This window comes from Lichenibacterium dinghuense (assembly GCF_021730615.1).
Lineage (GTDB): Bacteria > Pseudomonadota > Alphaproteobacteria > Rhizobiales > Beijerinckiaceae > Lichenihabitans > Lichenihabitans dinghuensis.
On sequence record NZ_JAJLMN010000001.1, the window covers coordinates 4072392 to 4097818 of the forward strand.

Genomic DNA, 25427 nt, shown 5'->3' on the forward strand with positions numbered 1-25427 from the left:
CTCGACCCTTGCCTATCTGGAGCCGCGACGGCGCTATTCAACCACGACTTTGTAGCGGCGGCCCGCGTCGAGCTGGGCACCCTCGAGGCCGTTCAGGGTTTCGAAGGTTTCGAGCGGGTGGTCCGGCACCGCCATGCGGGGCGCGAAGGCCTCGGCGGTGTCCCCGGCGGCGGCCGTCACCACGGCGATCCGCATCGGCTTCACGTCGCGCGCGTCCTCGGGCGTGATGCGGCGGAACGTTTCGATGCTGTCGCGGAAGCGGCGGTCCGTCTCGGGCGTCAGGTCCTTGGCCGCGAAGGTCAGGCGGTACACGTCGTTGCCGATCTTCACGGCGGCGAGCCGGAACGACCAGGCGTCCGCCTTGGCGGTGGCCGTGACGGCGTCGAGGCCGTTGACCTTCAAGGCCTCGGCCGGGCTCGCCTGCAGCCCGTCGATCCAGCCCTTCGCGATGAAGCTGTCGAGCGTCTGCCCCGCGCCGAGCTTCAGGCTGTCGAGCCGCAGCGCTTCCGTGCCGCTCGGCGTCACGCCCAGCACGGCCTGGGCGGAGTTCTCCAGCACGAAGCCGTCCGGCGCCGTGAAGGCGAAGCCGAGCCGCGGGTGGATGAAGCGCCGCCCGCGCACGAAGCCCTGCGCCGGGTCGTCGCCGTACAGGATGCCGTCGATGGCGGCGAGGTAGCGGTCGTGGCCGGTCTCGCCGAGGCCGGGCGCCGCGATGCCGCGGGCCACCGCCACCGCGTGGGCGACGCGCTCGGGCGTCGAGGGGTGGGTGGCCATCATGTCGGGCTTGGCGTCGCCGCCCGGGTGGAGCGACTGGCGCAGGTCCGTGGCGCGGCCGAGCGACACGAGGAAGCGCGACGCCGCGAAGGGGTCGTAGCCCGCCTTGGCGATGACGCGGATGCCGACCTGGTCGGCGTCCATCTCCTGCTGGCGCGAGAAGGCGGCGAGCGAGAACTGAGCGTAGTTCTGGAAGTTCTTCTGGCGGTTCTGGTCGTCGATCACCGCGGCCGCCTTGGCGATCACGGCCGAGTTCTTCTCGATCTCGGCGCGCCGGGACGCGTGGCGCTCGGTGACGTGGGCGATCTCGTGCGCCATCACGGCGGCGACCTCGCTGGTGTCGTTGGCGAGCGCCAGGAGCCCGCGCGACACGAAGATGTCGCCCGAGGGCAGCGCGAAGGCGTTCACGATCGGCGAGTTCAGCACCGTGACGCGGTACACCTGGCTCGGCGTGTCCGAGGCCGCGGCGAGCTTCACCAGCACCTCGTCGAGGAAGCGCTCGGTGGCGGGCGCGCGGTATTCGCCGCCGTAGAAGCCGAGGAGCTGCTTGCGCTCCCGCGCCGCCGGGCTGTCGACGCCCGTGGTGCGGGGCGCCGCGGGCGGCACCGGAACCGTCAGCGCGGCGGGGATGGGGTTGAGCCTCTCCTCCACCGTGGGGGCGCAGCCGGCGAGGAGCAGGGCGGCCAGCGCCGAGGACAGGGCAGCGCGCGCGCGGGGCGCCGCGGCGCGGACCGCGCCCCACGGGCCTTGGTGGCTGGTCCCCGTCGCCATTCTCCGCCGGTCGCCCCCGTTTCGCCGCATGGGCCCCTGTCTAACGGCGCCCCGGCGCCACCGTCCAGTGTTTCGCGGGGCGCGCGGAGCGCCGGTCGCGGCCGCCGGACCGCCCCGGCTCCGTCACCGGAACGGCGGCTCGTCGAAGGCCCGGAGCTTGCGCGAATGCAACCCCGCGCGGTCGCGGCGCAGCCGGTCGAGCGCGTCGAGGCCGATCAGCAGGTGCTCGCCCACCGCGCGCTCGTAGAAGGCGTTGGCGGCGCCGGGCAGCTTGATCTCGCCGTGCAGCGGCTTGTCGCTGACGCAGAGCAGCGTGCCGTAGGGCACGCGCAGCCGGTAGCCCTGGGCCGCGATCGTGCCGCTCTCCATGTCGACCGCGATCGAGCGCGACAGGTTGATGCGCCGCCGCTCCTGCGTGAAGCGCAGCTCCCAGTTGCGGTCGTCGTAGGTCACGACCGTGCCGGTGCGCAGGCGGCTCTTCAGCGCGTCCGGGTCCTCGCCGGTGACGCCGGCCGCCGCGGCCTGGAGGGCGAGCTGCACCTCGGCCAGCGCCGGCACGGGCACGTCCGGCGGCACCAGCTCGTCGAGGATGCGGTCGCGGCGCAGGTAGGCGTGGGCCAGCACGTAGTCGCCGATCGTCTGAGACTGGCGCAGGCCCCCGCAGTGCCCCACCATCAGCCAGCAGTGCGGGCGCAGCACGGCGAGGTGGTCGGTGATGGTCTTGGCGTTGGACGGGCCGACGCCGATGTTGACCAGCGTGGTGCCGGTCGGCGCGCCGTCCGGCCCGCGGCCGACGAGATGGTAGGCCGGCATCTGCGAGCGGTGCCAGGGCGAGGCGGCGATCACGGCGGCCGGGTCGGCCCCTGCCGCCTCGCCGCGCTCCACCACGACGCCGCCGGGCAGCACGAGCCGCTCGTAGGCGTCGCCCTCGGCGAGCGCTTTCAGGCCGACGCGCACGAACTGGTCGACGTAGCGGTGATAGTTGGTGAGCAGGATCCAGGGCTGGATGTTGCGCCAGTCCGAGCCCGTGTAATGCACCAGCCGGCGCAGCGAGAAGTCGATCCGCACGGCGTCGAACAGGGCGAGGGGCCGCGCGCCGTCGGGATCGTCCACCGCCCACAGCCCGTCGGCGATCTCGTCGCCGACCGCGCTGAGCAGCGGCACGGGGAAGTGCCGGGCGAGCTCGGCCGGCGTGACGCCGCCGGACGCGAGGTCGGCGCCGGGCTCGACCACGTAGGGGTAGGGGATCTCCTGCGCGCTCGCCCCCACCTCGATCGTCACGCCGTAGTCGCGCACGAGCGGGCGGAGCTGGTCGAGCAGGTAGGGGCGGAAATAGTCCGGCTGGGTCACCGTGGTGGAATAGGTGCCCGGCCCCTGCAGCTTGGCGGTGGCGCGCTTGATGCGCGGCACCGGCCCGTCCGGCGCGTAGGTGAGGCGCAGCTCCGGATAGCGGAAGCTCATCCGCGCGCCCATGTCGGGCGGCGTGCCGTCGTCGAGGAAGCGCTGCAGCGAGAACCGCAGCGCCTCGGTGGCGCCGGCGTGGAGGTCGCGCAGGCGGTCCACGGCGGCCTCGGGCGAGGCCATGGTCTCGGTCGGTCGGAGTTCTTCGGTCTGCACGCGGATCGGGACCTCGATGGCGCCGGGGAGCGGCGAGTGTCGCACCCCCAGCGGTCGAGCGCAAAGCGCGGCGATCAGGCCGCCTTCGGGCGCGGCGGCGTGCCGTCCGGCTTCGGCTCGTGAGGCTTCGGGCCGTGCGGGATGTCGACCGTTTCGCCGGCCCGCAGGACGCTCAGCACCTTGATCTCGGACGGCTTCCGCTCGCCCGTGATCGTGACGGCGTCGCCGGACGCCAGCGCGACGCGCTCGGCCCCTTTCGGGCCGAGGTCGGCCAGCACGGCGCGGCCCTCGACGGTCAGCGTGAAGCGGTGGGCGAAGACGTCGGCGACGGTGCCGGACAGGGTGACGGTGTCGGACATGATGCGGTATTCTCGGGGTTGGGAACGGGGGGATCAGAGCCCGGCCTGGGCCGGCGGCGGGCCGGGCGGATGGGGCGGGCCGCCGGGGCCGGGGTCGAGCGCGTCCTGGCGCCCGTCGGCGTGGGTCAGCACGGCGGCGTGGAGCGAGCCGTGGTCGAAGCGGCCCTGCGCCGTCACGGTCTCGCCGGGCTTGACCAGCGAAGCGCCGCGGCCCGCCGGCCCGGTCTCGACCAGGGCGCGGCCGCTGTCGTCGGCGATGACGAACTTGTCGCCGTAGACGTCGGCGACCTGGCCCTTGAAGGCGGCGCTGCCGTCGCGCACGGCCGCGATGGGCTGCGGCGCCAGCGCCACCACGGTCGTGCGCCGCGGCTCGTCCGCGAGGTGGATCAGCGCGCCGCCCGCCCCGAAGGCGATCAGCAGCGCGGCGGCGGCCTGCACGCGGCGGCGCCCGAAGAACGACCCGCGCGGGGGCGGTGAAGGCTTGTCGGAGGCGGTCATAGATGTCTGTCCCGTCGTTGCGATGCCCGCTGTCTAGCGGGCGCCTCCGGACCGGCGCTGAACCCCGCGGTTCAGGCTCGGTTCAGCCTCGGGGGGGCGTCGCCCGGCTTTCACAGTGCGGCCGCCTTTGCTACCGGACGTCATCGGCGGGCGACGCGCGGGGGACAGGATGGCGGACGGGCTCGACGGCGTGCTCACGGCGGACCAGATCCGCACGATGATCGCCATCGCGGAGGCGGGCAGCTTCAACCGCGCCGCGGCCGCCCTCGGCGTGCAGCAGTCGGCCGTGAACCAGCAGGTCGGGCGCATCGAGGAGCGGGTGGGCCGCCGCCTGTTCGACCGCACGCCCCTCGGCGCCCGTCTGACGCTCGACGGCGAGGCGGTGCTGATCTACGCGCGCGCCATGGCCAAGCTCGGCCGCGACCTGCGCTCGCACCTCGCCGCCTCGGAGCCCGACGCCGTGCTGCGCATCGGCTTCAGCGAGGACTTCGCCCGCACGGCGCTGCCCACCGTGCTGGGCCTCTTCGCGCGCGAGCACCCCCACCTGCGCTTCGAGGCGCTCTCGGCGCCGGCGCCGGGGCCGCTCTTCGCCGCTCTCGACCGGCGCGAGCTCGACGTCGTGATGACGCGCCGCGACACCCGCATCACGCGCGGCGAAACGTTGTGGACCGAGCCGACGACCTGGATCGGCCGGTCGGACATCGCGCTGCCGGTCGCCGACCCGGTGCCGCTCGTGCTCGGGCCCCCCGGCGGCGCGCTGCGGGCGGCGGTGCTCGACGCGCTCCAGGGCGCCTCGCGCCCGTGGCGAGTGGTGTTCGAGAGCTCGGGCCTCGCGACCCTGGAGGCGGCGCTGCGGGCGGGCCTGGGCGTGGCGGCCTGCCCGCTGCGGATGGACCTGCTCGACCTGGTCCATCTCGACGGCGCCGCCGGCCTGCCGGCGCTCGCGCCCTCGGTCTTCGTCTACGAGCGCGCCGAGCCCGCGCGGTCGGACAGCGCGGAAGCCTTCTGCGAGGTGCTGCGGACCGCCGCGCGGCTGTCGCTCCCAGCGGACGCGGGCGCGGCCCCAGCGTGACGCGGTCCGCGTGGCGGCCGAGGCGACCATCGGTGGAGGGGCGGGCCCGCGAAGCCTGCCTTGACACACCGGCGCGACTCGCGCCCCACTCGCCCGCATGACGCGGCCGGCTGTGATCGGATGGCGGCGCGCCCTCGCGGCGCTCCTCGTGATGGTGACGGCCCTGGCCGGCGCCGGCCGTGCCGCCGCGTCCACCGTCGATCCGGTCGACCTGATCCCGGGCTTCCACGCGCCGATCTGCCATTCGGGGGCGCGGGGCGCCGCGGACGACCCCGCCGCGCCGACCCGTCACGACTGCTGCGACGACTGCGCGCTGGTGGCGCTGGCCGTGCTGCCGGCGCCTCCGGCCGTCGCGGATCCCCTCGCGCCCGCCGCCGCGGCGGAGCACGGCGCCTTCGCCGCCGGGCCGACCACCCCGGCCCGCCAGCGCAGTCCGCGCCAGTCGCAAGGTCCCCCGCGCGGCTGATCCGGCCCTGAACCACCCCTTCGACGTCGCCACCTCCCGATGCGCGCTCCGCCTCGCCCTCTCTTCAAGAAGGGGCATCGCTCGGGCGGCCGTGACGTGCCTTTCCCCATCTCGCGGCCGCACGCGCATCCGGCGCCGCCGGCCGCCCTCGTTCCAGGATCCCACCGTGCTCCAGTCCCTGCGCCCCATCGCGCTCGCCTCGGCCCTGTGCCTCGCCGCCTCGGCCCCCGCCTTCGCCCACGCCCACCTCAAGGCCTCCACCCCCGCGTCCGGCGCCAGCGTCGCGCGCCCCGGCGAGATCGACCTCGCCTTCACCGAGGGCGTGAACCCGAAGTTCACCGGCCTGTCGCTGTCGGGGCCCGGCGGCGCGCCCGTGTCGACCGGCCCCGCCCGGCCCGGCGCCGGCGGCGACGCGACCCTGGTCGTGCCCGTCGCCGGCCCGCTGGCGCCGGGCACGTACAAGGTCGACTGGCACGCGCTCGCCACCGACGGCCACAAGACGGAGGGCAGCTTCTCCTTCACCGTGGCGCCGTGACCTCGGCGGCGGTCGACGTCACCGGCGTCTCGGCGCTGTGCCGCTTCGCCGAGGACGCGGCCGCCCTGCTGCTGTGGGGCGCCTGGGCCACCCTGGCCTGGCTCGTCCCCTCCCGCCTCGCCGCCGCCGTGGGGCTGAGCCTGCGGCGCGCGACGACGGCGGCCATCGCGCTGGCGCTGCTGGCCGTCGCGGCGAAGCTGCCCGCCACGGCGGCGACGATCGGCGACGGCTGGCGCGACGCGGCCGACCCCGGCTTCGTCGCGAGCGTCCTCGCCGACACGGGCCCCGGACGGGCCTGGGCGGCGCAGGCCGCGGCGGCGGCCCTGCTGCTCGCCGCGGCTTTCGCCCCGCGCCGCCTGCGCGCGGGCGCGACCGCGCTGGCGGCCGCGCTGCTCCTGCTGGGCCTCACGCTGACGGGCCACGCCGCGATGCACGCGGGCGCGCTCGGACTGTTCCACCGCGCCGTCGCCGCCGTGCACGTGCTGGCGGCCGGAGCCTGGCTCGGCGCGCTGGTGCCGGTGCTGGCGATCCTGCGCGCGCTCGACCGGCCGAACGATCGCGCCGAGGCCGTGCTCGCCTTGCGGCGCTTCTCGCGCGCCGGCCACGTCGCGGTGGCGCTGGTAGTCCTGTCGGGCGTCGCGCAGGCCGCCCTGGTGCTCGGCCGGTGGCCGCTCGACCTCGGCTCGCCCTACGAGGGCCCGCTCGACCTCAAGACGCTGGCCGTCGCCGGCATGGCGGCGCTGGCCCTCCTCAACCGCTACGCCCTGGTGCCCCGGCTCGGCCGCGACCGCGCCTCCGCGTCGGCGATGCTGCGGCGCGCGACGCTGGCCGAGATCCCGCTCGGCCTCGTCGCGGTCGCGGCGGTCGCGGTCTTCGGCCTGCAGGACCCGAACTAACCTGTCCTATTCACCGGTGCGAGGACGTCGGGCTCAGCAGGCGGCGTGTTTTGTCTCGGGCATGCGAGGCCGGTCGGCGCGGAGCGCCGTCGGGTGATGCTTCGGTGTGGGTGCGGCGCTGGAGGGAGGACCTGATTTCGACGTGAGGGGACGTGGCCCCGCCGATCAGATCCGGCGCCGGATCAGGGCCGCTGACAGACCAGCGATGACATCGGCCTCGGGACAGGCGGCCGCGAAGGCGATGCGCACGCGGTGCCGGGCTTCCACGATCCTGGCGGCGACCTTGAGCAGGCGGAGGCGCAGCGTCGTGAACTCGGCCGAAGCCAAGTCGCGGATCTTGGGGATGGCGTCCCTCACCTCCAGCATCAGCCAGTAGGCGGCGGTGTGCAGGACGAGACGCATCTGGTTGGCCAGCGCGGAGCGGCACGAGGTGCGGTCGGACCGGAGCTGGGACTTGTGCAGTTTGATCAGGTTTTCGGCCTGCCCGCGGGCACAGTAGAGGCTGTCGTAGACCCACTCGGGCGAGCCCCGCTCGACGTTGGTGACGACGAAGCGGATATCGAGCCCCAGACGGGTCGCCTCGATGCGTGCCACGGCGCGGCGCTCCCGGTTCCAGGAGCCCGCCCTGTGCCGGGTTTCGGCGTCGTCGCGCACGACGAGCTTGTCGCCGATGGCGCGCTCGGTTCGGACGGCGTCGGCGGTGTCCTCGACCTTCCTCGACAGCGGCTTGGAGCCCGGCAGGCCGAAGACGTCCTGCAGGCCGTTGGCCTCGCACCACGCCATGACCTCGGGCCGCGCATAATGGCCGTCGCCCCGGAGCAGGATGCGGGTCTCGGGCCAACGGGCACGGATGCGGCGGACCAGGCGCCGGACATGGGCCCGCACCTCGACGCCCGACGGCGTCTTGCCCGGGCGCAGCACCACGGCGACCGGGCGGCTGCGCTCCGTGTCGTAGACGTGGATGGGCAGGAAGCAGCGCTCGTCGTAGTGGGCGTTGAACAGCGACAGCTGCTGATGGCCGTGGACCACGTCGCACGTGTCGTCAATATCGAGCGTCACCGCCTCGGGCTGCCGGGGGTAAGAGTCCATCCAGGCGTCCACCAGGGCGTAGGTGAGCCGGATCACGTCGCGCAGGCGCGGGGCGTTCTCCAACCGCGACACGGTCGGCTGCGAGCACAGGTCGACCCCGGTGTCGGGCAGGCGTCCGCAGGCGAGCTTTAAGGCGGGATCGGTGCGCAGGGTGTCGAGATCGTCGGCATCCTCGTAGCCGCAGCAGATCGCGAAGATGCGGGCCCGGATCATGTCGGCGAAGCTGTGGGTGATGCGGGTCGGATCGCGACGGTCCGGGATCAGCCGGGCCAGCCGCTCGGCGATCCCGAGGCGCCGTTCCGCCAGCGACAGCAGCATCACGCCGCCATCCGAAGTGAGGCGTCCGCCGTCGAAGGCGGCTGTGACTTTCTTCCGTCCGACGGCTGGAAAGCCGAAGCACGGGACCGTATCGTCGACCATGGCGGGCGTGGCAGGGCGTGGGGTGGATCGGGGTTGGCGTCAGCACCCAATTCCTACGCCGCCTCAACGCGTTAAGCTATGCTCGCCACCACCCTGCACCCGTCCCGGCGAATAAGACGGGCTAAGACCGAGGATCAGGACTCCTGACCCCCACCGCGAAGGCGCGCCGCCGCTCGTGCGGCGTGATCCATCAGGCAGGCGTCAGCCTGTCTGATGACTGGCATGAGCAAGGCCCGCGCGGCGCCTCACGCTTCCAGCCGCTCCAGGATCGACACGTAGTTGGCCACCCCGGCGCCGCCCATGTTGTACACGCCCGCGAGGTCGGCACGCGGCAGCTGGAGAGCGCCCGCCTCGCCGGCGAGTTGCATCGCCGCCATCACGTGCATGGACACGCCCGTGGCGCCCACGGGATGCCCCTTCGCCTTCAGGCCGCCCGAGCGGTTCACCGGGAAGCGCCCGTCGGCGGCCGTGTGGCCGTCGAGCACGAGCCGCGCGCCCCGGCCGCGCTCGGCGAGGCCCATCGCCTCGTATTCCATGAGCTCCGCGATGGTGAAGCAGTCGTGGAGCTCGGCGAAGGACAGGTCGCCGACCGCGAGCCCCGCCTCGTCGAGCGCCTTCGACCAAGCCAGCGCGCCGCCCTCGAACCAGGTCGGGTCGCGGCGCGACAGCGGCAGGAAATCGTTGACGTGGACGGCGGCGCGGAACCGAACGGCGCGGCGGAGCGCGCGCGCCGTGTCGGCGTCGGCCAGCACCAGCGCGGCCGCGCCGTCGCTGACGAGCGAGCAGTCGGTGCGCTTCAGCGGGCCCGCCACGTGCGGGTTTTTCTCCGACGGCTGCCGGCAGAAGCCGAAGCCGAGGTCGCGCCGCATCTGGGCGTAGGGGTTGTCGACGCCGTTGCGGTGGTTCTTCGCCGCGATGGCGGCGAGCGCGTCCGACTGGTCGCCGTGGGCCTGAAAATAAGCCCCGGCGATGCGGCCGAACACGCCCGCGAAACCGCCCGGCACCTCGCCCTCCTCGCGCCGGTAGGAGGCGCCGAGCAGGTTGTCGCCGACATCGGGGGCCGGCGTCGCCGTCATCTTCTCGACGCCGACCACCAGCGCCACCCGCCCGCGCCCCGCCGCGATGAAGTCGCGCGCCGCGTGGATCGCCGCCGAGCCCGACGCGCAGGCGTTCTCGCAGCGCATGGCGGGCTTGAAGCGCAGTTCCGGCACGGCCTGCAGCACCAGCGAGCCGGGGAAGTCCTGCTTGGAGAAGCCGCTGTTGAACTGGCCCACCACGACGCCGTCCACCGCGGCGGGCTCGATCCCGGCGTCCGCGATGGCGGCGCCGGCGACGCGGCCGATGAGGCCCTCGACGTCGTCGTCGAGCTTGCCGAAGGGCGAGTGGGCCCAGCCCACGATGCAGGCGTCGGTCATGCGGCGTCCTCCCACCCCGAACCGGCCGGGGCTGTTTACAGCAGCTATGGTTCCGCCCACACTGTTCAACACCGGATCGACGCTTCCGGACCGGCCTCGCGGGGGGCCGGGCGGGGCGTCGCCGCAGGGGCGCCAGACCTCGCGGGATCCGAAGGGGAAGAAGGAGACGTCCATGCCGAGCATCACCCGCCGCGGGCTCCTCGTCGGCGCGAGCGCGCTGCCGCTCGTGACCATCCGCACGCGGCCCGCGCGCGCCGCCGAGTTCACCTACAAGCTCGGCACCAACCTGCCGGCCGCGCATCCGCTCAGCGCCCGCAACATCGAGGCGGCGGCGCGCATCAAGGAGGCGACCGGCGGCCAGATGGAGATCAACGTGTTCCCGTCGAGCCAGCTCGGCACGGACACGGACATGCTGAGCCAGGTGCGCGCGGGCGGCGTCGAGTTCTTCACCCTGTCGCCGCTGATCCTGTCGACCTTCGTCCCCGTCACCGCCATCAGCGGCGTCGGCTTCGCCTTCAAGGACCGCAACCAGGCCCTGTCGGCGCTGGACGGGGCGCTCGGCGAGCTGGTGCGGGCCGAGATCGCCCGGCGCGGCCTGATGGCCTTCCCGCGCATCTTCGACAGCGGCTTCCGGCAGACCACATCCTCGACGCACCCCATCAAGCAGCCCGGCGACTTCTCCGGCTTCAAGATCCGCGTGCCCGCGGCGGCGCTGTGGACCTCGCTGTTCAAGGACTTCGGCGCGGCCCCGACCACGATCAACTTCTCGGAAACCTATTCCGCCCTGCAGACCCACGTGGCGGACGGGCAGGAGAACCCGCTGGCCATCATCGACTCGGCCAAGCTCTACGAGGTGCAGAAATACTGCTCCATGACCAACCACATGTGGGACGGCTACTGGCTGCTCGCCAACCCGCGCGCCTACAACCGCCTGCCCGACAAGGTGAAGGAGGTGGTGCGGCGCGAGTTCGACCGCGCCATCGACGAGGAGCGCGCCGACCTCGTGCGGATCGACGCGGGCCTGCGCCAGACCCTCGTCGACAAGAAGATGGAGTTCAACGACGTCGACGCCGCGGCTTTCCGGGACACGCTGCGCAGCGCGGGCTTCTACACCGAATGGAAGAACAAGTTCGGCGACCAGGCCTGGCAGACGCTGGTGTCCTTCACCGGGCCGCTGTCGTAGCGGGCGCCCGGCGCGAGAACCAGAGGGGGACGCATGGGCCTGTTCGACGGATTGAAGCGCCGCGCCGCGGAAGGGCGGCCGGTGCGGGTCGGCATCGTCGGGGCCGGCAAGTTCGGCTCCATGTACCTGTCGCAGGCGCCGCGCACGCCCGGCATCCACCTGATCGGCGTGGCCGACCTGTCGCCGCCCCGCGCCATGGACTCGCTGCGCCGCGTCGGCTGGGCGGACGAGCGCTTCGCCGCCCGCTCCCTCGACGAGGCGGCGCGCACCGGGGGCGCCTGCGTGACGGAGGACGCCGACGCCATGATCGCGAGCCCCCACGTCGACATCGTGATCGAGGCGACGGGAAGCCCCGCAGCCGGCATCCACCACGCGCTGCGCGCCTTCGCGCACGGCAAGCACGTCGTCATGGTCAACGTCGAGGCGGACGTGCTGGCCGGGCCGCTACTCGCGCGCCGCGCCGCCGAGGCCGGGGTGATCTGCTCGCTGGCGTCGGGCGACCAGCCGGCGCTGATCGCCGAGCTCGTCGACTGGGCCCGCACGATCGGGCTCGACGTGGTCTGCGCCGGCAAGGGCACGAAATACCTGCCGGTCTACCACGCCTCCACCCCGGACACGGTGTGGGGCCACTACGGCTTCACGCCCGAGCGGGCCGCGGCCGACCGGCTGAACCCGCAGATGTTCAACTCCTTCCTCGACGGCACCAAATCGGCGCTGGAGATGGCCGCGGTGGCCAACGCCTGCGCGCTGACGCCGCCGCGCGACGGGCTGCTCTTCCCCTCCTGCGGGGTCGACGACCTGCCGACCGTGCTGCGCCCGATCGCGGACGGCGGCCTGCTGGAGCATCGCGGCACCGTCGAGGTGGTGTCGTCGCTGGAGCGCGACGGGCGCCCGGTGTTCCGCGACCTGCGCTGGGGCGTCTACGCCGTGTTCGAGGCGCCGACCCCCTATGTCGCCGAATGCTTCGCGCAGTACGGGCTCAAGACCGACAGCACCGGCCGCTACGCCGCCACCTACAAGCCCTACCACCTGATCGGCCTGGAACTCGGCACCTCGGTGGCCTCCATCGCGGTGCGGGGCGAGGCCACGGGCTCGACCAGCGAGTGGCGCGGCGACGTGGCCGCCACGGCCAAGCGCGACCTCAAGGCCGGCGAGCGGCTCGACGGCGAGGGGGGCTACACGGTCTTTGGCAAGCTGATCCCCGCCGCCGACGCGCTGGCGCAGGACGCCCTGCCGATCGGCCTCGCCCACGACATGGTGCTGAAATGCGACGTGCCGGCAGGACAGGCCGTGCGCTGGAGCGACGTCGACTACGACGCGGGCCGCGAGGCCGTGACGGTGCGGCGCGAGATGGAGGCGATGTTCAGGGGGGAGGGGGGACGCGCGGCGGCGTAGGCCGTGGTCGTGCGGCGCTCACGATCATGTCTCGCCCGCCCGGGTCCGACATACCGTCCGAGTCCCCTCTGACCACGTGCCGCGGGGCTCCATGACGGGGAATGCGAGGCGGTCGCAATCGAAGCGGGGTGAGCCGAAAGCGATCGGATGGACCGCGTCGGCGACCCCGCGTGCCTCGGCGATGAGGCGATCGGCACGCTCCAAGCCGGTTCGTTTTGGGTACACCCAAAGCGAATTGACGGAGCACTTACCATTAAGCGGCTTGCCGCCCATTCAGGACATGAGATCATGCCGCGATGACCCTATCCGTCCGGCAGTCCGTCGCGTCCACCCGCGAGAACCTCTATTGGCCTGCCGGAGAGCCCCGAGGGGGTATTGTCTGCCTCCATGGAAGCGAAGGAGGGTGGGCGGGCTGGAACGACCTAACCTGCGCCCTGTTCGCCGCTCATGGCTTCGTTGCGCTCAGCCACAATTACACGATCAACGCACGGTGGTTGGTACACCCCGACATTGATGACGTCCCACTCGAAAGCACGCGAGCTGCCTTGGCCTCGATGCGCGAGGAGATCGCCCCCTTCGGCTGCGGCCTGGGCCTCTATGGCATCTCGCGCGGCGCCGAGCGCGCACTTCTCGTGGCGCAACTGCTCGCGGAAGACGGCTGCGCCGAAGTGCCGGATGCGCTCGCGGTGCACTCGCCGCCGGACGTCGCATGGCCCGCTTTCATCGTGGCGAATTTCATGCCCGAAGGGTCCGGGGCGGGCCGTGAAGCCGGGCCCGCGTGGTCCTGGCGCGGCACGCATGAGCGGACGAGATCGGGGACGCCGCTTTGCCCGGGCGCGGTGCCCTATCCCGTGTTCATCGCTCAAGGCACAGAAGACAATACCTGGAATGCCAGTATGGCACGACGGCTCGTCGCACGCTTGATCGAGAACGGGTGCGAGCCCGAAGTGCATTTCTTCGAGGGCGAAGGGCATATCTTCCGGGCCGAGGCGCGGATCCGCGAATGGGCGCTGATGACGGATTTCTTTGCACGCCACCTCGCGATCAGGAAACCTTCCGGGTTCGTGACCGAGTCTTGAGCGTCTGTCCGAACTGGTTCGCTATGGGTACATCCAAAGCGTACCGGCTTCGACCTTCTTGGGCATACTTGTTTGAAATCGCGCTCCATTTTCCGCTGATGATATATATTTGACCTATATTTCAGTATTGATCGATGTAAGAAATGCATATGCCGCTATGCTGAGGATAATGGATAATATCAAAGAAACAATTATCCAAATAGGTGAGAGCATCAGATAAGACCACAACCCGCCGTCGATGGCCGTGAGATCACGGGATAGCTGAACCTGTCTGGTCACAATGAGCCAATATGCAATGCTTTTCGAGGTTGTAAATGTGAATACTCCCACAAGTAGGGAGATCAAGATCCTGAATATGACGCTTCCATGTCGAGTGAGCACTGGAGCGACCTCGCGAAAATGAGTGGAGGAGCGGGTCATAGACAAGTGGCAGTTTTTTTCCGCAGGAGCAAATAGGGTCTGCTTTGGGTGTACCCAAAATGGATCGACGTCGGCCGTTCGGCAGAAAGCTCACATGCCTGAGCCTCCGATAGGCGCGAGCGTGCTACATGAGTTAGTGTGCTGACCTGAGGCAAGCGCCATGGACTACGTTGGATCTCTCGCGACCCTTTCGGGCATCATCGCGATAAGTGCTATCAGCCCAGGACCTAATTTCGTTATCGTTAGTTCGACTGCAATGCGCGGATCGCGTGAGAGTCCGTCCGGGAAGTCAGGCTGCGCAACCTATGCGACGTAGCAGCATCATGACGGACGCAGCGTAGAGGAAGGCCTTTGCGGATGCGATTGTGGCCTCCGGATCCTTCCAGAGGCGTCGATTGCGGCTGATCCAGGCGAAGAAGCGCTCAACCACCCATCGCCGGGGGTGAACCACGAAGCCGACCTGCCCGGGTGGTTTGCGGACGATCTCGACGGCGATGAGCGTGGCGCTGTCCGGCTTGTCGCCGGCGTAGCCCGCGTCGGCGAAGGCCTTGGCGATGAAAGGATATGAACGGCGTGACTGCTTGAGCACCGGCACGGCCCCGTCGCGGTCCTGCACGTCGGCCGGCTGCGGGTCGAGCACCAGGGCGCGGCCGTCCGTGTCGACCAGGGCCTGGCGCTTGCGACCCTTCACCTTCTTGCCCGCGTCGTAGCCCCGCGGACCGCCGCTCTCCGTGGTCTTCACGCTCTGGCTGTCGAGCACGGCCGCGGTGGGCGAAGCCTCTCGCCCGGCCCGCTCGCGATCCAGCATGACGAGATGGTGGTTGATGCCGGCGAACAGGCCCTCATCGCGCCACGCGCTGAAGTAGCCGTACACCGTGCTCTTCGGGGGCAGGTCCTTCGGCAACAGGCGCCAGGGAACGCCGCCCCGCAGCACATAGAAAATGCCGTTCACAATCTCCCGCAACGACCACAGCCGGGGCCGTCCGAGCGGGTTGCCGGGCGGCAACAGCGGTTCGATGACGGCCCATTCGGCGTCGGTCAGATCGGTTGAGTAGCGGAGTTCGGAGCGGCTATGCTGCTCGCGGGTGGCCGGGGTCCACATGGCGGTTCCAGATCAGGTTTCAGCACCCTCCTGGAATCATCTCAGCCCCGGCCACTCAACCCCACGTGCCCTTATCGGACGGACACTAAGGCAGGCCTGGGTGCAGGTCTTGGACTAGCAGGTGCAAGCTTCACCTGGACGGTCTTGGCCATTTTCGGCCTTGGTCTACTTCTCTCACATGCCATATGGGTTATTGAAGTAATCCGATTTGTTGGCGCAGTCTATCTTATTTATCTAGGCGTCAAGATGATACTTGACGCTAGAAAGCCTCTCGATCTGTTCTCCGCTGCGCGGCAGGTAAGCCCGTGGACTTCGATGAGAGAGGCCTACTTTGTCAGCATGGGAAATCCGAAATCCCTCGCCTTTTATGCTAGTATATTTGCGTTGATGGTCCCGCCTCACGCACCGTTCTGGTTCTATGTGGCAACAGTAATGATAGCGACCTCAATTTCTGCTGTCTGGCACTGTGGTGTGGCCCTCATGTTTTCCAGTCTGGCTGTGCAGAGAGGCTTCGCAAAAGTCAAAACATCTGTGGAGACCGTAATAGGACTGTGCCTTGTGGGGATTGGAGGGAAGCTTCTGATCGAGACGTAACTCGATGTCGGTCCGGTTCGTTTGAGGTGTACCTCAAGCGGACCACTCGATCGGTTCGTTTTGGGTCTCAGGACCTCCCACTCGAAACGAACTTTTCAAAACAGACCGTCCAAATCGAACTGGTCACGGGCCACAAATAGAGGTCCTCGCGCGCACGCGACACGCCGCCGAGGCCAGGCACCTACGGCAGAAACCCCGTCGAGAACCACGGCACGGCGGCGATCAGCAGCAGCGTCACCGTGAGCACGCCGAGGTAGGGCCAGATCTTCCTGAGCGCCACGTCGGGGTGCACCCGGCCGATGGTGCAGGCCGTGTAGTAGCCGAGGCCGAAGGGCGGGGCGAAGAGGCCGATGCCCATCGCGAGGATGATCACGATGGCATAGTGCACCTCGTTGACGCCGATCTGACGCGCGATGGGGAACAGCAGCGGGCCGAACAGCACCATGGCGGGGATGCCCTCCAGCACCGAGCCCAGCACGATGAAGGCCGCGACCGAGATGGCGAGGAAGCCCCACTGGCCGCCCGGCACCGAGCCCATGGCGCGGGCCAGCGCGCCCGAGAAGCCCGACTGCGTCAGCGCCCAGGCCATGGAGGTCGCGGCGCCGATGATGAACAGGATGGCGCCCGACAGCGTCGCGGTCTCGACCAGGATCGGATAGGCGCGGCGCCAGTCGAACTGGCGGTAGAACAGGATGCCGACGATGATGCAGTAGGCGATGCCGATCGTGGACACCTCCGTCGCGGTGGCGACGCCCTCGACCACCGCCGTGCGGATGATGACGGGGAGCACCAACGCGGGCAGGCCGACCAGGAAGGTGCGGCCCACGGCGGACAGCGGGGCGCGCGCCGTCGCGGCCTCGCGGGTCCGCCCGCGCGCCAGGAAGGCCAGCGCCGCCGCCAGAACGAGGCCCGGCAGCAGGCCGCCGGTGAACAGCGCCGACACCGACACGCCGGTGACCGACGCGATGGCGATGAGCACCAGCGAGGGCGGGATGGTCTCCGCCATGGCGCCGGAGGCGGCGAGCAGCGACACCATCTCGCCCTCGTCGAGGCCGCGGCGCTTCATATCGGGGAACAGCACCGGCGCCACCGCGGCCATGTCGGCCGCCTTGGAGCCCGAGATGCCCGACACCAGCAGCATGCCCCCGAGCAGCACGTAAGAGAGGCCGCCGCGCACGTGCCCGATCAGCGCCGCCAGAAAGGCCACCATGGCGCGGGCCATGCCGGTCGCCTCGACGAGCAGGCCGAGCAGCACGAACAGCGGCACGGCGAGCAGGATGAGGGAACTCATGCCCTCGTCGAGCCGCCCCACCACCACGGCCAGCGGCGTCGAGCTCGTGGTGAGCAGGTAGGCGGCGGTGGCGAGGCCGAACGCGAAGGCGATCGGCACGCCGAGCAGCACGCCAACGCCCACCAGCGCGACGAAGAAGACGAGCAGGTTCCAGTTGCCCATGGCTGTCAGGGCCGGCGAGGCGACCCACAGCAGAGCCGCGACGGCGCCGAGCGCGAGGGCCGCCGCCGCGGCGTCGCGCCAGCCGAGGCGGGCGAGGCGCAGCAGCGAGATCAGCAGCATGAGGCCGATGCCGACCAGCATGGCATAGGCCCGCACCGAGCCGGGCCAGCCGAGCGCGGGCGTCTCGATGAAGCCCTGGTCCTCCACGTAGTCGCGGGCCGGGCCGACCAGCAGGCCGAGGAACAGCAGCGGCACGCCGACGCCGAGCGCCTCGAAGCGCGGCCGCCAGCGGGCCGGGAGCCGCGCCGTGACGGTGGACAGCCGCATGTGGGCCCCGCGCCGGAGCGCGATGGCGGCCCCCGCCATGGCGAGCCACAGGAACAGCAGGGACGCGACCTCGTCGCTCCACACCAGGGGCGCGTCGAACACGAAGCGGGACACGACGCCGAGCAGGAGGATGACGACCTCGGCCACGACCAGCACGGCGGCGGTCGCCTCCGTGACGAGGCCGACGGCGCGCTCGACCGCGTCGAGGGCGCGGCGGCCGGACGGCGCCGCGGACAGGGCGGCGGCGTGGCTCACGGGCGCGAACCCCCGCGCGAGGGCGCGCGTGCGATGCCCGCGGCGTCGCCGGACCCGGCTGCGGCACTCATGGTTCCCCCCATCGGTCGGCGGCCCGCGGCCCGCCCGGGCGCCGTTCCGGCCGCTCCGTCGCCCGCGATGGTAGGGGGGGAACCGGCGGCTGTCACGCTTCCCGGACGAGGCGGTCGACCTTGGCGGCGAGCGCCGCGAGATAGGCCGCGGGGTCGAGGTCGGAGCCGGTGGCGTCGCGCAGCAGGCGGGCGGGGCTGCGGCTCCGGCCGTGGCGGTGCAGGTGCTCGGCGAGCCAGCGCGCGAGCGGCGCGTAGTCGCCGCGCCCGAGCCCCTCGGCGACGGCCGGCTCGGCCGAGGCCGCGGCGAAGAACTGCGCCCCCATGACGTTGCCGAGCGTGTAGGTCGGGAAGGTGCCGAAGCCGCCCGACGACCAGTGCACGTCCTGCAGGCAGCCCTCGCGGTCGGTCGGCACGGCGAGGCCGAGCCGGTCCTGCATCGCCTCGGCCCAGGCGCCCGGCACGTCGCGCACCGCGAGCTCGCCCGCGATCAGCCGCGCCTCGATGTCGGTGCGCAGCATGATGTGGGCGTCGTAGGTCAGCTCGTCGGCCTCGACGCGGATCAGGCTCGGCCGCGCGCGGTTGACGGCGCGCCAGAAGCCCTCCGCGTCCGCGTCCGCGAGCTGGTCGGGGAAGCGGCTCGCGAACTCGTCGAAGTGCAGGTCCCAGAAGGCGGCGGAGCGGCCGACGCGGTTCTCCAGCAGGCGCGACTGCGACTCGTGCAGCCCGAGGCTCGCGCCCGCCAGGGCGTTGAGGTTGCGCAGGTCGGTGGCCGCCACGGTGCGCGACAGCGCGGGGTCGACGCTCTGCTCGTAGAGGCCGTGGCCGGCCTCGTGCCACACGGCGAAGAGCCCGCCGGGCAGCCAGTCCTCGCGGAAGCGGCCGGTGATGCGCACGTCGTCGCGCCCCATCGAGACCTCGAAGGGGTGGACGGTGTCGTCGAGCCGCCCGCGCGCGAGGTCGTAGCCGAAGCGGCCCGCCATCTCGAGCGCGAAGGCGCGCTGCTCCGCGACCGGGTAGCGCCGCGCGAGCCAGGCCGGCTCGGGCCCGGCGCCCGCCAGCGCGCGCCGGAGCAGCGGGCGGATGCCGGCCTCCAGCGCGGCGTAGAGCGGCGCGAGCCGCGCCAGCGTCATGCCGGGCTCGTGGAGGCCGACGAGGGCGTCGTAGGGGTGGGCCTCGTAGCCCAGCGCCTCGGCCCACTCGCGCCTGATCGCGACCGTGCGCTCCAGGAAGGGGCGGAAGGTCGCGAAGTCGTCGGCGGCGCGGCACGCGGCCCAGGCCGCCTGGGCGGGGCCGCGCAGCTCCGCCGCGGCCTCGACGAGGCGCGCGGGCAGGCGGCGCAGGCTCGCGACCGCCGCCTCGGCGCCTTCGATGAGGGTGCGGCGCGGGTCCGCCTCCGGCACGGCCGCGCGGGCTTCGTCGAGCGCGGCCCGCATGTCGTCGCCGGTGGCGAGGTCGCGCGCGATGCCGAGCAGCGTCGCGCTCTGCCGCCCGCGCGCCGCGGCGCCGGCCGGCGGCATGCCGGTGCGGGCGTCCCAGGCGAGCAGGTTCACGGCGCAGAGCACGTCGTTGATCCGGCCCATCAGCGCGTCGAAGCGCTCCGTGCCCGCCATGCGATCGTCCTTCGGAAGGGGAGGGGCGCGGGGAGCGCCGGGCCGCCGGACGGTAGGCGGGCGCTTCTCGCCGTGTCAACGCCGCGCGAGCGCCTTGCGCGCCCATCGATGGCGGGTTACGATACGTTATAACATAATGAGATCGGCATGGCGCAAACCTCCTTCCCGGCCCGCGGCGGCGAGATCCGCCCGTCTCCGCGCCCCGCCGCCGCGCGCTCCGGCCCGGTGGTGCTGATGCCGCGGCGGGTGCCCGGCGGCGTGCTGGCGACGCTGGACGCCCTGCCGGCCGAGGCGCTGCCGCGGATGGACTACGAGGGTCCCGTGTCGGGGCTCCGGCGGGCGATGCGCGCGTCGCTCGCCGCGCGGCTGCCGCGGCCGCGCTGGCTCGCCAACTGGCTGCTCGACGACGTGCTCGACCACGCCGCCCTGATGGCCGAGCTGACGGGCGCCCCCGCGCTCCGGGCGGTGCTCGACGCCCCCGGCGGCGGGCCGGACAGGTCGTTCGCCGCCGCGGCGGGACGGTGCCGCCTCGTCACCGCCTATCGCGGGGCCGGCTTCGACTGGCTGCCGCCGCGCGCCGCGGCGGGCCTGCCCGGGGGCGAGGCGCCGCCCGCCTCCCTGCTGCGGCGCCTGCCGCGCGGCGACGTGGCGGTCTTTCGGGGCGGCGCCGACCCCGGCGCGCGGGGCGTGGCGCACCGCGCCGCCTCCGGCCCCGGCACGCCGCTGCTGCTCACGATCGACGCGGCCGGGACGGTCCGGCGCCCCGCCGCCGCCTGCGCGGAGCGGCCGGCCGGCCGGGGCGCTGCAGTAGCGGGAGGCTAGCCCCCGAACAGCCGCTCCTCGACGCCTTCCCAGTCTCGCTCGACGTAGAGGGCGCCGGCTTCGGCGAGGGCGTCGGCGTGGTGGGGCTCGATGTGGCTGCCGCCGGCGAAGCCGATCGCCCGCATGCCGGCCGCGATCGCCCCCATGACGCCGAAGCGCGAATCCTCGATCACCACGCAGCGCGACGGCTCCGCCCCCATGGTGGCGGCGGCGAACAGGAACAGGTCGGGCTCGGGCTTGCCGCGCGCCACCTGGCTCGACGAGAACAGGTTTTCGCCGAAGAAGGGCAGCAGCCCGGTCAGGTGCAGCGAGTTGCGGATGCGGTCCGGCCCCGACGAGGAGGCGACGCAGCGCGGCACGTCCGGGTGGCGGCGCAGGAAGTCGGCGAGGCCCGGCATGGGCTTCAGCTCCCGCTCGAAGCGCTCGCGCGTGGCGGGCCAGATGCGCGCCGACACCTCCATCGGGATGTCGTGGCCGGTCTCCTCCGACACCTTGAGCATGATGTCGGCCTGCTTCATGCCGAAGTAGCGCGCGATCATGGCGTAGGTGGCGGGCACGCCGGCCTCGTTCAGCACCGACACCACGCCGCCGATCGACAGCACCTCGCTGTCGACCAGCACGCCGTCGCAGTCGAACACGATCAGGTCTGGATGCATCCCGGGGTCCCTTGGGTTTCCTGCGGAGCGCCCTCTTGGCAGGTTCGGGGCTCGGGTGAAAGCGCGCGGGGTCCGGCCGCGGTTGCCTGATCCGGCCCCGCCGCCCGGAGCGGCCGCCGCCGGCCCCGGCTCGCGGCGTCGGCCCCGGTTTTCGTCTTTTGCGGGCGTCCTCACGCGATCAGGTGATTCCACCCGGTCGCGATCTGCTCTAATCGGGGCACCATCGACCGTCGCCGTGAGTGTACCCCCATGCAGGCCCGCGTTTCCGTCACGCTGAAGACCGGCGTCCTCGACCCCCAGGGCAAGGCCATCGAGGGGGCGCTGCACTCGCTCGGCCACGCCGGCGTGAAGAGCGTGCGCCAGGGCAAGATCTTCGACGTGGAGCTGGAGGGCGCGGACCGCGCGGGCGCCGAGGCGGAGCTGAAGCGCGTCTGCGAGGCGCTGCTCGCCAACACGGTGATCGAGGACTACGCGATCAGCGTCGAGGGAGCGGCGGCGTGAAGGCGGCGGTCGTCGTCTTCCCCGGCGTCAACCGCGACCGCGACGTCGCCCGCGCGCTGCGGCTCGCGTCCGGCGCCGAGCCCGCCAGGGTGTGGCACACGGAGACGGGCCTGCCCGCGGGCACGGACCTCGTCGTCCTGCCGGGCGGCTTCTCCTACGGCGACTACCTGCGCTGCGGCGCCATCGCGGCGCGCTCGCCGGTGATGGACGCGGTGCGGACCCACGCGGCGCGCGGCGGCCGGGTGCTGGCCATCTGCAACGGCTTCCAGGTGGCCTGCGAGGCGGGGCTGCTGCCCGGCGTGCTGATGCGCAACGCCGACCTCCACTTCGTGTGCCGCATGCAGCACCTCAGCGTCGAGCGCGCCGACACGCCCTTCACCCGCGCCTACGCGAAGGGCCAGGTGATCGAGGTGCCGGTGGCCCACGGCGAGGGCAACTACGCGGCCGACGATAACACGGTGGCGCGGCTCGAGGGCGAGGGCCGCGTGGCCTTCCGCTACTGCGGCCCGGAGGGCGACCCGGCCCACGGCACGAGCCCCAACGGCTCGCGCAACCACATCGCCGGCATCTATTCGGAGAACCTCAACGTTCTCGGCATGATGCCCCACCCCGAGAACGCCGTGGAAGCGCTGGCGGGCGGCGAGGGCGGCCGGGGCCTGTTCGCGAGCCTGATGGGGTAGGGCGAGGCCCTTCCCCGGATTGACCCGCGCGGGCGCTGCGTTGTAGCCTCCGCGCCTGTCACGGGCTCCGGCTCGCGACGCCCCTGTGGCGGAATCGGTAGACGCGCTCGACTCAAAATCGAGTTCCGCAAGGAGTGCTGGTTCGATCCCGGCCAGGGGCACCAAGGGTTCTTCGGAATTCGTCTGCTTTTGCAATGACTTAGGTTCGTTTTCGAATCAGCTTTGAGCGCCTCGTGGTAACACACGATGGTGGCACAGGTGGCAATAGTCGTATTCGAATCGTCTTCACTCACCCTGAAATTGAAGCACGTTGAACGTAAAGCTGACGGCTCCTTCCAATACCGGCGAAGGATTCCAAAGCCTCTGCAGAAGCATTACTCCGAGAAAACCTTCTTTGTACGATCGATGGGCAGATCCATTGATAAAATCCAAGAGTTATCCGTTGGCCTGACGGAGAAGCTTGATAGGGACTGGTCTGCTCTGAAAGGCGGGGAGCCGCCGATTTTAGATCTTAACACTCCATTTGCCTCCAGAGTGGCACCGCTACATATCTCGTGCGGAAAAGATCTTCCGATACAGACAGCGCTGAGTCTGACCTCCTCATTGTCTCTGTATCTCGGATTGCATCCTAAAGGAACGCAGAAGAAGTTTAGAGAAGACAATGAGAGGGTAGTGAAGGCCTTAACAGACCGCATTGGAGATTTGGCTCTGGCGTCGATCACTCGATCTCACGCCGAGGACTACAGAGATAATGCTCTGAAATCACAATCTACATCTACGGTGCGTAGAAATCTTCACGCGCTCACCGCGATTGTGAACAAGGCTCGGAAGGAAAAACAGCTCCAGATACTCAATCCATTTGAAGGGCTTGGGATCGTTGGAGAGGGGGAAGATGGCGCCAAGCGTGTCAATCGGCGTTGAAATTTGACCCCCTATCGGCGTCCAATGTTGACCCCCTTGCTGCAATCTGAGGCGGTAGCGGCCGCCCGGCGAAGCGGGTCAGGGTTGCGCAGCCGGGCGGCTGCGGTGGCGTGATGCTCAGGCCGAGGCGCGGTTTTTGAAGCGCCAACTCTCGTTGCCGGTCTCGACGATCTCGCAATGGTGGGTGAGCCGGTCCAGCAGTGCGGTCGTCATCTTGGCATCGCCGAACACGTTCGGCCATTCACCGAAGGCCAGGTTGGTCGTCACGATGACGGAGGTCTGCTCGTAGAGGCGGCTGATGAGATGGAAGAGGAGTTGCCCGCCAGACTGGGCAAAGGGCAGATAGCCGAGTTCGTCGAGCACGATGAAATCCATGCGCGACAGGTAGTCGGCCATGCGGCCGTGGCGGCCGGCGCGGCCTTCGGCTTCGAGCCGGTTCACGAGGTCGACGACGTTGAAATAGCGGCCACGGGCGCCGTTGCGGATGCAGGCTCGGGCGATCCCGATGGCGAGGTGAGTCTTGCCGGTCCCGGTGCCGCCCACCAGGACAGCGTTGCGCTGGTGAGCAAGGAACTCGCCGCCGGCGAGATCGCGCACCAGCATCTCGTTGATGAGCGTGCCTTCGAACCGGAAATCCTCGATGTCCTTGGCTAAAGGCAGCTTGGAGATGGTGATCTGATACTTGATCGAGCGCGCCTGTTTCTCGGCGATCTCGGCCTGCAGCAGATCACCGACGATGCGTTGCGGCTCGTGCTGGCGCTTCAACGCCGTGGTGATGATCTCGTCGTAGCCGGCCTTCATGCCGTAAAGCTTCAGGTCCACCATCGTGGCCAGGATTTCGGAACGTTCCATCACATGATGCTCCTCAGAGTGTCATAGCGCGCGCAGTCGGCGACGGGCTCGTGCTGCAGGCGCAGCGCGTCAGGGGTATCGATGGTGATGACGCGCGCGGGTTCGCGGCGTCGGGCCAGGATGTTGAGGATGATGTCGGCCGAGTGGACGCCGGCTTCGAGCGCCTCCAGGCAGGCAGCCTCGACGGCCTCCAGCCCGTCGTCCATGGCGGCCGTCAGCAGGCCCACCATCTGGCGATCGCCATCGTCGGCGCCGGCGAGCTTGCGCCGGACGCGCTCGAAGGCGGGCGGCAGCACCCAATCCTGAACGGCGCCCCGTTACGCAGGGCGCCGGGCTTGCGGGCCAGCACCGGCACATAATGCCAGGGCTCGAATACGGTCTCGTTGCGGCCGAACCTGCGAACATGCTCGCCCACGACATGGCCGCCCTGGCGCAACTCGATCCGCTCCGCATAGGCCCGCACTTCGACGGGGCGGCCGACGGCGCTCGCCATCACCGAGTAACGGTTGTTGTCGAAGCGGATCAGGCACGTCTTGGACACCGAGACCGGCACGGCGTGGAAACCGTCGAAGGCGCTGACATAGGGCACGAGGCTCGGCCGCTCCGCCTCGAACGCCTGCCAGACCGTGATCTCCTTGTTCTCGGGATGGGGATGGCCCTGGCGTAAGCGACGCACTGATCGAGGAGCCACCTGTTCAGCTCCTCGATGCTCTTCACGCGCAGGCGGGGCGTGAAGAAGCGCTCGCGCACCGGCCGACCGGTTCTCGACTTGGCCCTTCTCCCATCCCGACGCCGGCGTGCAGGCGACGGGATCGACGAGATAGTGAGCGCACATCTGCTGAAAACGGCGGTTATATTGTCGTTCCTTGCCGACGAGGATCGTTTCGACTGCCGTCTTCATGTTGTCGTAGATGCCGCGGCGGCAGGCGCCTCGAAGAAGGCGAAGGCCTTGTCGTGGGCGTCGAACACCATCTCCTGGCTTTCGCGCGGATAGGCCCGCGCAAACAGCATGCGGCTGTGGCAGAGCCGGACGTGGGCCACCTTGATGGTGACGGTGGTGCCGTTGATCAGCACGATCTCGTGGCTCCAGTCGAACTGGTAGGCCTCGCCCGGATCAAAGCTCAGCGGCACGTGGGCGGCGGCCGTCACCGCGACCCGCTCGCGCCGCCAGCCCCGGGCGTAGCGCCGGACAGCGTCGTAGCCGCCCGCATAGCCGCGGCCGCGCAGATCCTCGAACACGCGGATCATGGTGAGCCGCTCGCGGGCCGCCTTGCTGTCGTTGGCGGCCAGCATCTCGTCCAGATCAGCCCGCCACTGCCCGAGCTTGGGCATCGGCTGGACCTCACGCTCGTACTCGAACGCGGTGCGGCCGGTGCGCACCACCTTGCGCACGGTGTTCCGGGACACGTGCAGATCCCGGACGATCTCCTTGATGGACCGGCCTCGAATGAAGAACTCGCGCCTGATGCGCGCAATCGTGTCCACGCCTTTCATCCCCCCCACCGCCCGTCCCGCAACAAGGACGTGCAGCTTGCTCGAATTGCACTCGAGGGGGTCAAAGTTGGACGCCGATCCCCCTCACATGGGGGTCAAA

General features: G+C 70.7%; 23 protein-coding genes, 1 tRNA gene and 1 pseudogene. 13 read left to right on the plus strand and 12 right to left on the minus strand.

Going from position 1 to position 25427, the window contains the following annotated elements; genetic code table 11:
- Window positions 1-33: 33 nt before the first annotated feature.
- The 4 genes from L7N97_RS19375 to L7N97_RS19390 all read right to left on the minus strand — a co-directional run bounded on the left by L7N97_RS19375 (window position 34) and on the right by L7N97_RS19390 (window position 4019).
- Window positions 34-1545: a M48 family metalloprotease gene (locus L7N97_RS19375; protein WP_237479920.1), complete on the minus strand. Its 1512-nt coding sequence runs from the start codon at window positions 1543-1545 to the stop codon at window positions 34-36.
- A 123-nt stretch (window positions 1546-1668) separates the two neighbouring features.
- Entirely contained in the window at window positions 1669-3162 is a 1494-nt protein-coding gene (locus L7N97_RS19380) for an AMP nucleosidase (protein WP_309242870.1), read from the minus strand.
- Window positions 3163-3236: 74 nt separating this feature from the next.
- Window positions 3237-3521, minus strand: a complete 285-nt coding sequence (locus L7N97_RS19385; protein ID WP_237479921.1) for a hypothetical protein — start codon at window positions 3519-3521, stop codon at window positions 3237-3239.
- A gap of 33 nt (window positions 3522-3554) precedes the next feature.
- Window positions 3555-4019 (minus strand): hypothetical protein, encoded by a 465-nt coding sequence (locus L7N97_RS19390; RefSeq protein ID WP_237479922.1) that lies wholly within the window; start codon window positions 4017-4019, stop codon window positions 3555-3557.
- A 169-nt stretch (window positions 4020-4188) separates the two neighbouring features.
- Between L7N97_RS19390 and L7N97_RS19395 the strand changes: the two genes are divergently transcribed.
- The 4 genes from L7N97_RS19395 to copD all read left to right on the plus strand — a co-directional run bounded on the left by L7N97_RS19395 (window position 4189) and on the right by copD (window position 6988).
- Window positions 4189-5091: a LysR substrate-binding domain-containing protein gene (locus tag L7N97_RS19395; RefSeq protein WP_237479923.1), complete on the plus strand. Its 903-nt coding sequence runs from the start codon at window positions 4189-4191 to the stop codon at window positions 5089-5091.
- Between the two features lie 112 nt (window positions 5092-5203).
- Window positions 5204-5557: a hypothetical protein gene (locus tag L7N97_RS19400; protein ID WP_237479924.1), complete on the plus strand. Its 354-nt coding sequence runs from the start codon at window positions 5204-5206 to the stop codon at window positions 5555-5557.
- Between the two features lie 166 nt (window positions 5558-5723).
- Window positions 5724-6092: a copper homeostasis periplasmic binding protein CopC gene (gene copC / locus L7N97_RS19405; protein WP_237479925.1), complete on the plus strand. Its 369-nt coding sequence runs from the start codon at window positions 5724-5726 to the stop codon at window positions 6090-6092.
- A complete protein-coding gene (gene copD / locus L7N97_RS19410) occupies window positions 6089-6988 on the plus strand; it encodes a copper homeostasis membrane protein CopD (protein ID WP_237479926.1) in 900 nt (299 codons plus the stop codon). The genes copC and copD overlap by 4 nt, the downstream gene beginning before the upstream one ends.
- 165 nt (window positions 6989-7153) lie before the next feature.
- Here copD and L7N97_RS19415 read toward each other — a convergent pair whose 3' ends face one another.
- Window positions 7154-8497 carry an IS1380 family transposase gene (locus L7N97_RS19415; protein ID WP_237479927.1) on the minus strand — a complete coding sequence of 448 codons (1344 nt, stop codon included), beginning with the start codon at window positions 8495-8497 and terminating at the stop codon, window positions 7154-7156.
- Between the two features lie 245 nt (window positions 8498-8742).
- The gene (locus L7N97_RS19420; RefSeq protein ID WP_237479928.1) at window positions 8743-9912 is read right to left on the minus strand and encodes an acetyl-CoA acetyltransferase; all 1170 of its coding nucleotides are present in this window, start codon (window positions 9910-9912) and stop codon (window positions 8743-8745) included.
- 172 nt (window positions 9913-10084) lie between these two features.
- Between L7N97_RS19420 and L7N97_RS19425 the strand changes: the two genes are divergently transcribed.
- The 3 genes from L7N97_RS19425 to L7N97_RS19435 all read left to right on the plus strand — a co-directional run bounded on the left by L7N97_RS19425 (window position 10085) and on the right by L7N97_RS19435 (window position 13569).
- The gene (locus tag L7N97_RS19425) at window positions 10085-11095 is read left to right on the plus strand and encodes a TRAP transporter substrate-binding protein (RefSeq protein WP_237479929.1); all 1011 of its coding nucleotides are present in this window, start codon (window positions 10085-10087) and stop codon (window positions 11093-11095) included.
- A gap of 33 nt (window positions 11096-11128) precedes the next feature.
- A complete protein-coding gene (locus L7N97_RS19430) occupies window positions 11129-12490 on the plus strand; it encodes an NAD(P)H-dependent oxidoreductase (protein ID WP_237479930.1) in 1362 nt (453 codons plus the stop codon).
- Between the two features lie 554 nt (window positions 12491-13044).
- Window positions 13045-13569: an alpha/beta hydrolase family protein gene (locus L7N97_RS19435; RefSeq protein ID WP_237482316.1), complete on the plus strand. Its 525-nt coding sequence runs from the start codon at window positions 13045-13047 to the stop codon at window positions 13567-13569.
- Between the two features lie 709 nt (window positions 13570-14278).
- Here L7N97_RS19435 and L7N97_RS19440 read toward each other — a convergent pair.
- The gene (locus tag L7N97_RS19440) at window positions 14279-15091 is read right to left on the minus strand and encodes an IS5 family transposase (protein WP_237477649.1); all 813 of its coding nucleotides are present in this window, start codon (window positions 15089-15091) and stop codon (window positions 14279-14281) included.
- Between L7N97_RS19440 and L7N97_RS19445 the strand changes: the two genes are divergently transcribed.
- Window positions 15062-15685 (plus strand): LysE family translocator, encoded by a 624-nt coding sequence (locus tag L7N97_RS19445; RefSeq protein ID WP_255721694.1) that lies wholly within the window; start codon window positions 15062-15064, stop codon window positions 15683-15685. The two genes, L7N97_RS19440 and L7N97_RS19445, sit on opposite strands and share 30 nt — an antisense overlap.
- 181 nt (window positions 15686-15866) lie before the next feature.
- On the opposite strand, the gene L7N97_RS19450 is transcribed toward L7N97_RS19445, so the two are convergent.
- Together L7N97_RS19450 and L7N97_RS19455 are read right to left on the minus strand one after the other, a co-directional pair.
- Window positions 15867-17720 (minus strand): TRAP transporter large permease, encoded by a 1854-nt coding sequence (locus tag L7N97_RS19450; RefSeq protein ID WP_237479932.1) that lies wholly within the window; start codon window positions 17718-17720, stop codon window positions 15867-15869.
- Between the two features lie 163 nt (window positions 17721-17883).
- The gene (locus L7N97_RS19455; protein ID WP_237479933.1) at window positions 17884-19401 is read right to left on the minus strand and encodes a carboxypeptidase M32; all 1518 of its coding nucleotides are present in this window, start codon (window positions 19399-19401) and stop codon (window positions 17884-17886) included.
- Between the two features lie 147 nt (window positions 19402-19548).
- Between L7N97_RS19455 and L7N97_RS19460 the strand changes: the two genes are divergently transcribed.
- Window positions 19549-20223, plus strand: coding sequence for a DUF1826 domain-containing protein (locus L7N97_RS19460; protein WP_237479934.1), 675 nt, complete (start codon window positions 19549-19551; stop codon window positions 20221-20223).
- On the opposite strand, the gene L7N97_RS19465 is transcribed toward L7N97_RS19460, so the two are convergent.
- The gene (locus L7N97_RS19465) at window positions 20220-20879 is read right to left on the minus strand and encodes an HAD family hydrolase (protein ID WP_237479935.1); all 660 of its coding nucleotides are present in this window, start codon (window positions 20877-20879) and stop codon (window positions 20220-20222) included. The genes L7N97_RS19460 and L7N97_RS19465 overlap by 4 nt on opposite strands.
- A gap of 249 nt (window positions 20880-21128) precedes the next feature.
- Between L7N97_RS19465 and purS the strand changes: the two genes are divergently transcribed.
- The 4 genes from purS to L7N97_RS19485 all read left to right on the plus strand — a co-directional run bounded on the left by purS (window position 21129) and on the right by L7N97_RS19485 (window position 22981).
- Window positions 21129-21380: a phosphoribosylformylglycinamidine synthase subunit PurS gene (gene purS / locus L7N97_RS19470; protein WP_237479936.1), complete on the plus strand. Its 252-nt coding sequence runs from the start codon at window positions 21129-21131 to the stop codon at window positions 21378-21380.
- Window positions 21377-22060, plus strand: coding sequence for a phosphoribosylformylglycinamidine synthase subunit PurQ (purQ, locus tag L7N97_RS19475; RefSeq protein WP_237479937.1), 684 nt, complete (start codon window positions 21377-21379; stop codon window positions 22058-22060). Before purS ends, purQ begins: the two co-directional genes overlap by 4 nt.
- Window positions 22061-22139: 79 nt before the next feature.
- Window positions 22140-22224, plus strand: a tRNA-Leu gene (locus L7N97_RS19480).
- Window positions 22225-22306: 82 nt separating this feature from the next.
- A complete protein-coding gene (locus L7N97_RS19485; RefSeq protein ID WP_237479938.1) occupies window positions 22307-22981 on the plus strand; it encodes a hypothetical protein in 675 nt (224 codons plus the stop codon).
- Window positions 22982-23098: 117 nt separating this feature from the next.
- Here L7N97_RS19485 and istB read toward each other — a convergent pair whose 3' ends face one another.
- Window positions 23099-23833, minus strand: coding sequence for an IS21-like element helper ATPase IstB (gene istB / locus L7N97_RS19490; protein WP_237478175.1), 735 nt, complete (start codon window positions 23831-23833; stop codon window positions 23099-23101).
- Window positions 23834-23844: 11 nt separating this feature from the next.
- A pseudogene (gene istA / locus L7N97_RS19495) lies at window positions 23845-25327 on the minus strand (IS21 family transposase); the annotation flags it as partial.
- Window positions 25328-25427 lie beyond the last annotated feature (100 nt).

Coding starts and splice junctions, on each gene's coding strand:
- L7N97_RS19465 (WP_237479935.1), bottom strand. CDS start 20,879: ATGCATCCAGACCTGATCGTGTTCGACTGCGACGGCGTGCTGGTCGAC.
- L7N97_RS19445 (WP_255721694.1), top strand. CDS start 15,062: ATGCTGCTCGCGGGTGGCCGGGGTCCACATGGCGGTTCCAGATCAGGT.
- L7N97_RS19455 (WP_237479933.1), bottom strand. CDS start 19,401: ATGGCGGGCACGGAGCGCTTCGACGCGCTGATGGGCCGGATCAACGAC.
- L7N97_RS19485 (WP_237479938.1), top strand. CDS start 22,307: ATGGTGGCACAGGTGGCAATAGTCGTATTCGAATCGTCTTCACTCACC.
- L7N97_RS19390 (WP_237479922.1), bottom strand. CDS start 4,019: ATGACCGCCTCCGACAAGCCTTCACCGCCCCCGCGCGGGTCGTTCTTC.
- L7N97_RS19440 (WP_237477649.1), bottom strand. CDS start 15,091: ATGTGGACCCCGGCCACCCGCGAGCAGCATAGCCGCTCCGAACTCCGC.
- L7N97_RS19430 (WP_237479930.1), top strand. CDS start 11,129: ATGGGCCTGTTCGACGGATTGAAGCGCCGCGCCGCGGAAGGGCGGCCG.
- L7N97_RS19435 (WP_237482316.1), top strand. CDS start 13,045: ATGCGCGAGGAGATCGCCCCCTTCGGCTGCGGCCTGGGCCTCTATGGC.
- L7N97_RS19420 (WP_237479928.1), bottom strand. CDS start 9,912: ATGACCGACGCCTGCATCGTGGGCTGGGCCCACTCGCCCTTCGGCAAG.
- L7N97_RS19375 (WP_237479920.1), bottom strand. CDS start 1,545: ATGGCGACGGGGACCAGCCACCAAGGCCCGTGGGGCGCGGTCCGCGCC.
- purS (WP_237479936.1), top strand. CDS start 21,129: ATGCAGGCCCGCGTTTCCGTCACGCTGAAGACCGGCGTCCTCGACCCC.
- istB (WP_237478175.1), bottom strand. CDS start 23,833: ATGGAACGTTCCGAAATCCTGGCCACGATGGTGGACCTGAAGCTTTAC.
- L7N97_RS19415 (WP_237479927.1), bottom strand. CDS start 8,497: ATGGTCGACGATACGGTCCCGTGCTTCGGCTTTCCAGCCGTCGGACGG.
- L7N97_RS19425 (WP_237479929.1), top strand. CDS start 10,085: ATGCCGAGCATCACCCGCCGCGGGCTCCTCGTCGGCGCGAGCGCGCTG.
- L7N97_RS19395 (WP_237479923.1), top strand. CDS start 4,189: ATGGCGGACGGGCTCGACGGCGTGCTCACGGCGGACCAGATCCGCACG.
- L7N97_RS19385 (WP_237479921.1), bottom strand. CDS start 3,521: ATGTCCGACACCGTCACCCTGTCCGGCACCGTCGCCGACGTCTTCGCC.
- L7N97_RS19460 (WP_237479934.1), top strand. CDS start 19,549: ATGGCGCAAACCTCCTTCCCGGCCCGCGGCGGCGAGATCCGCCCGTCT.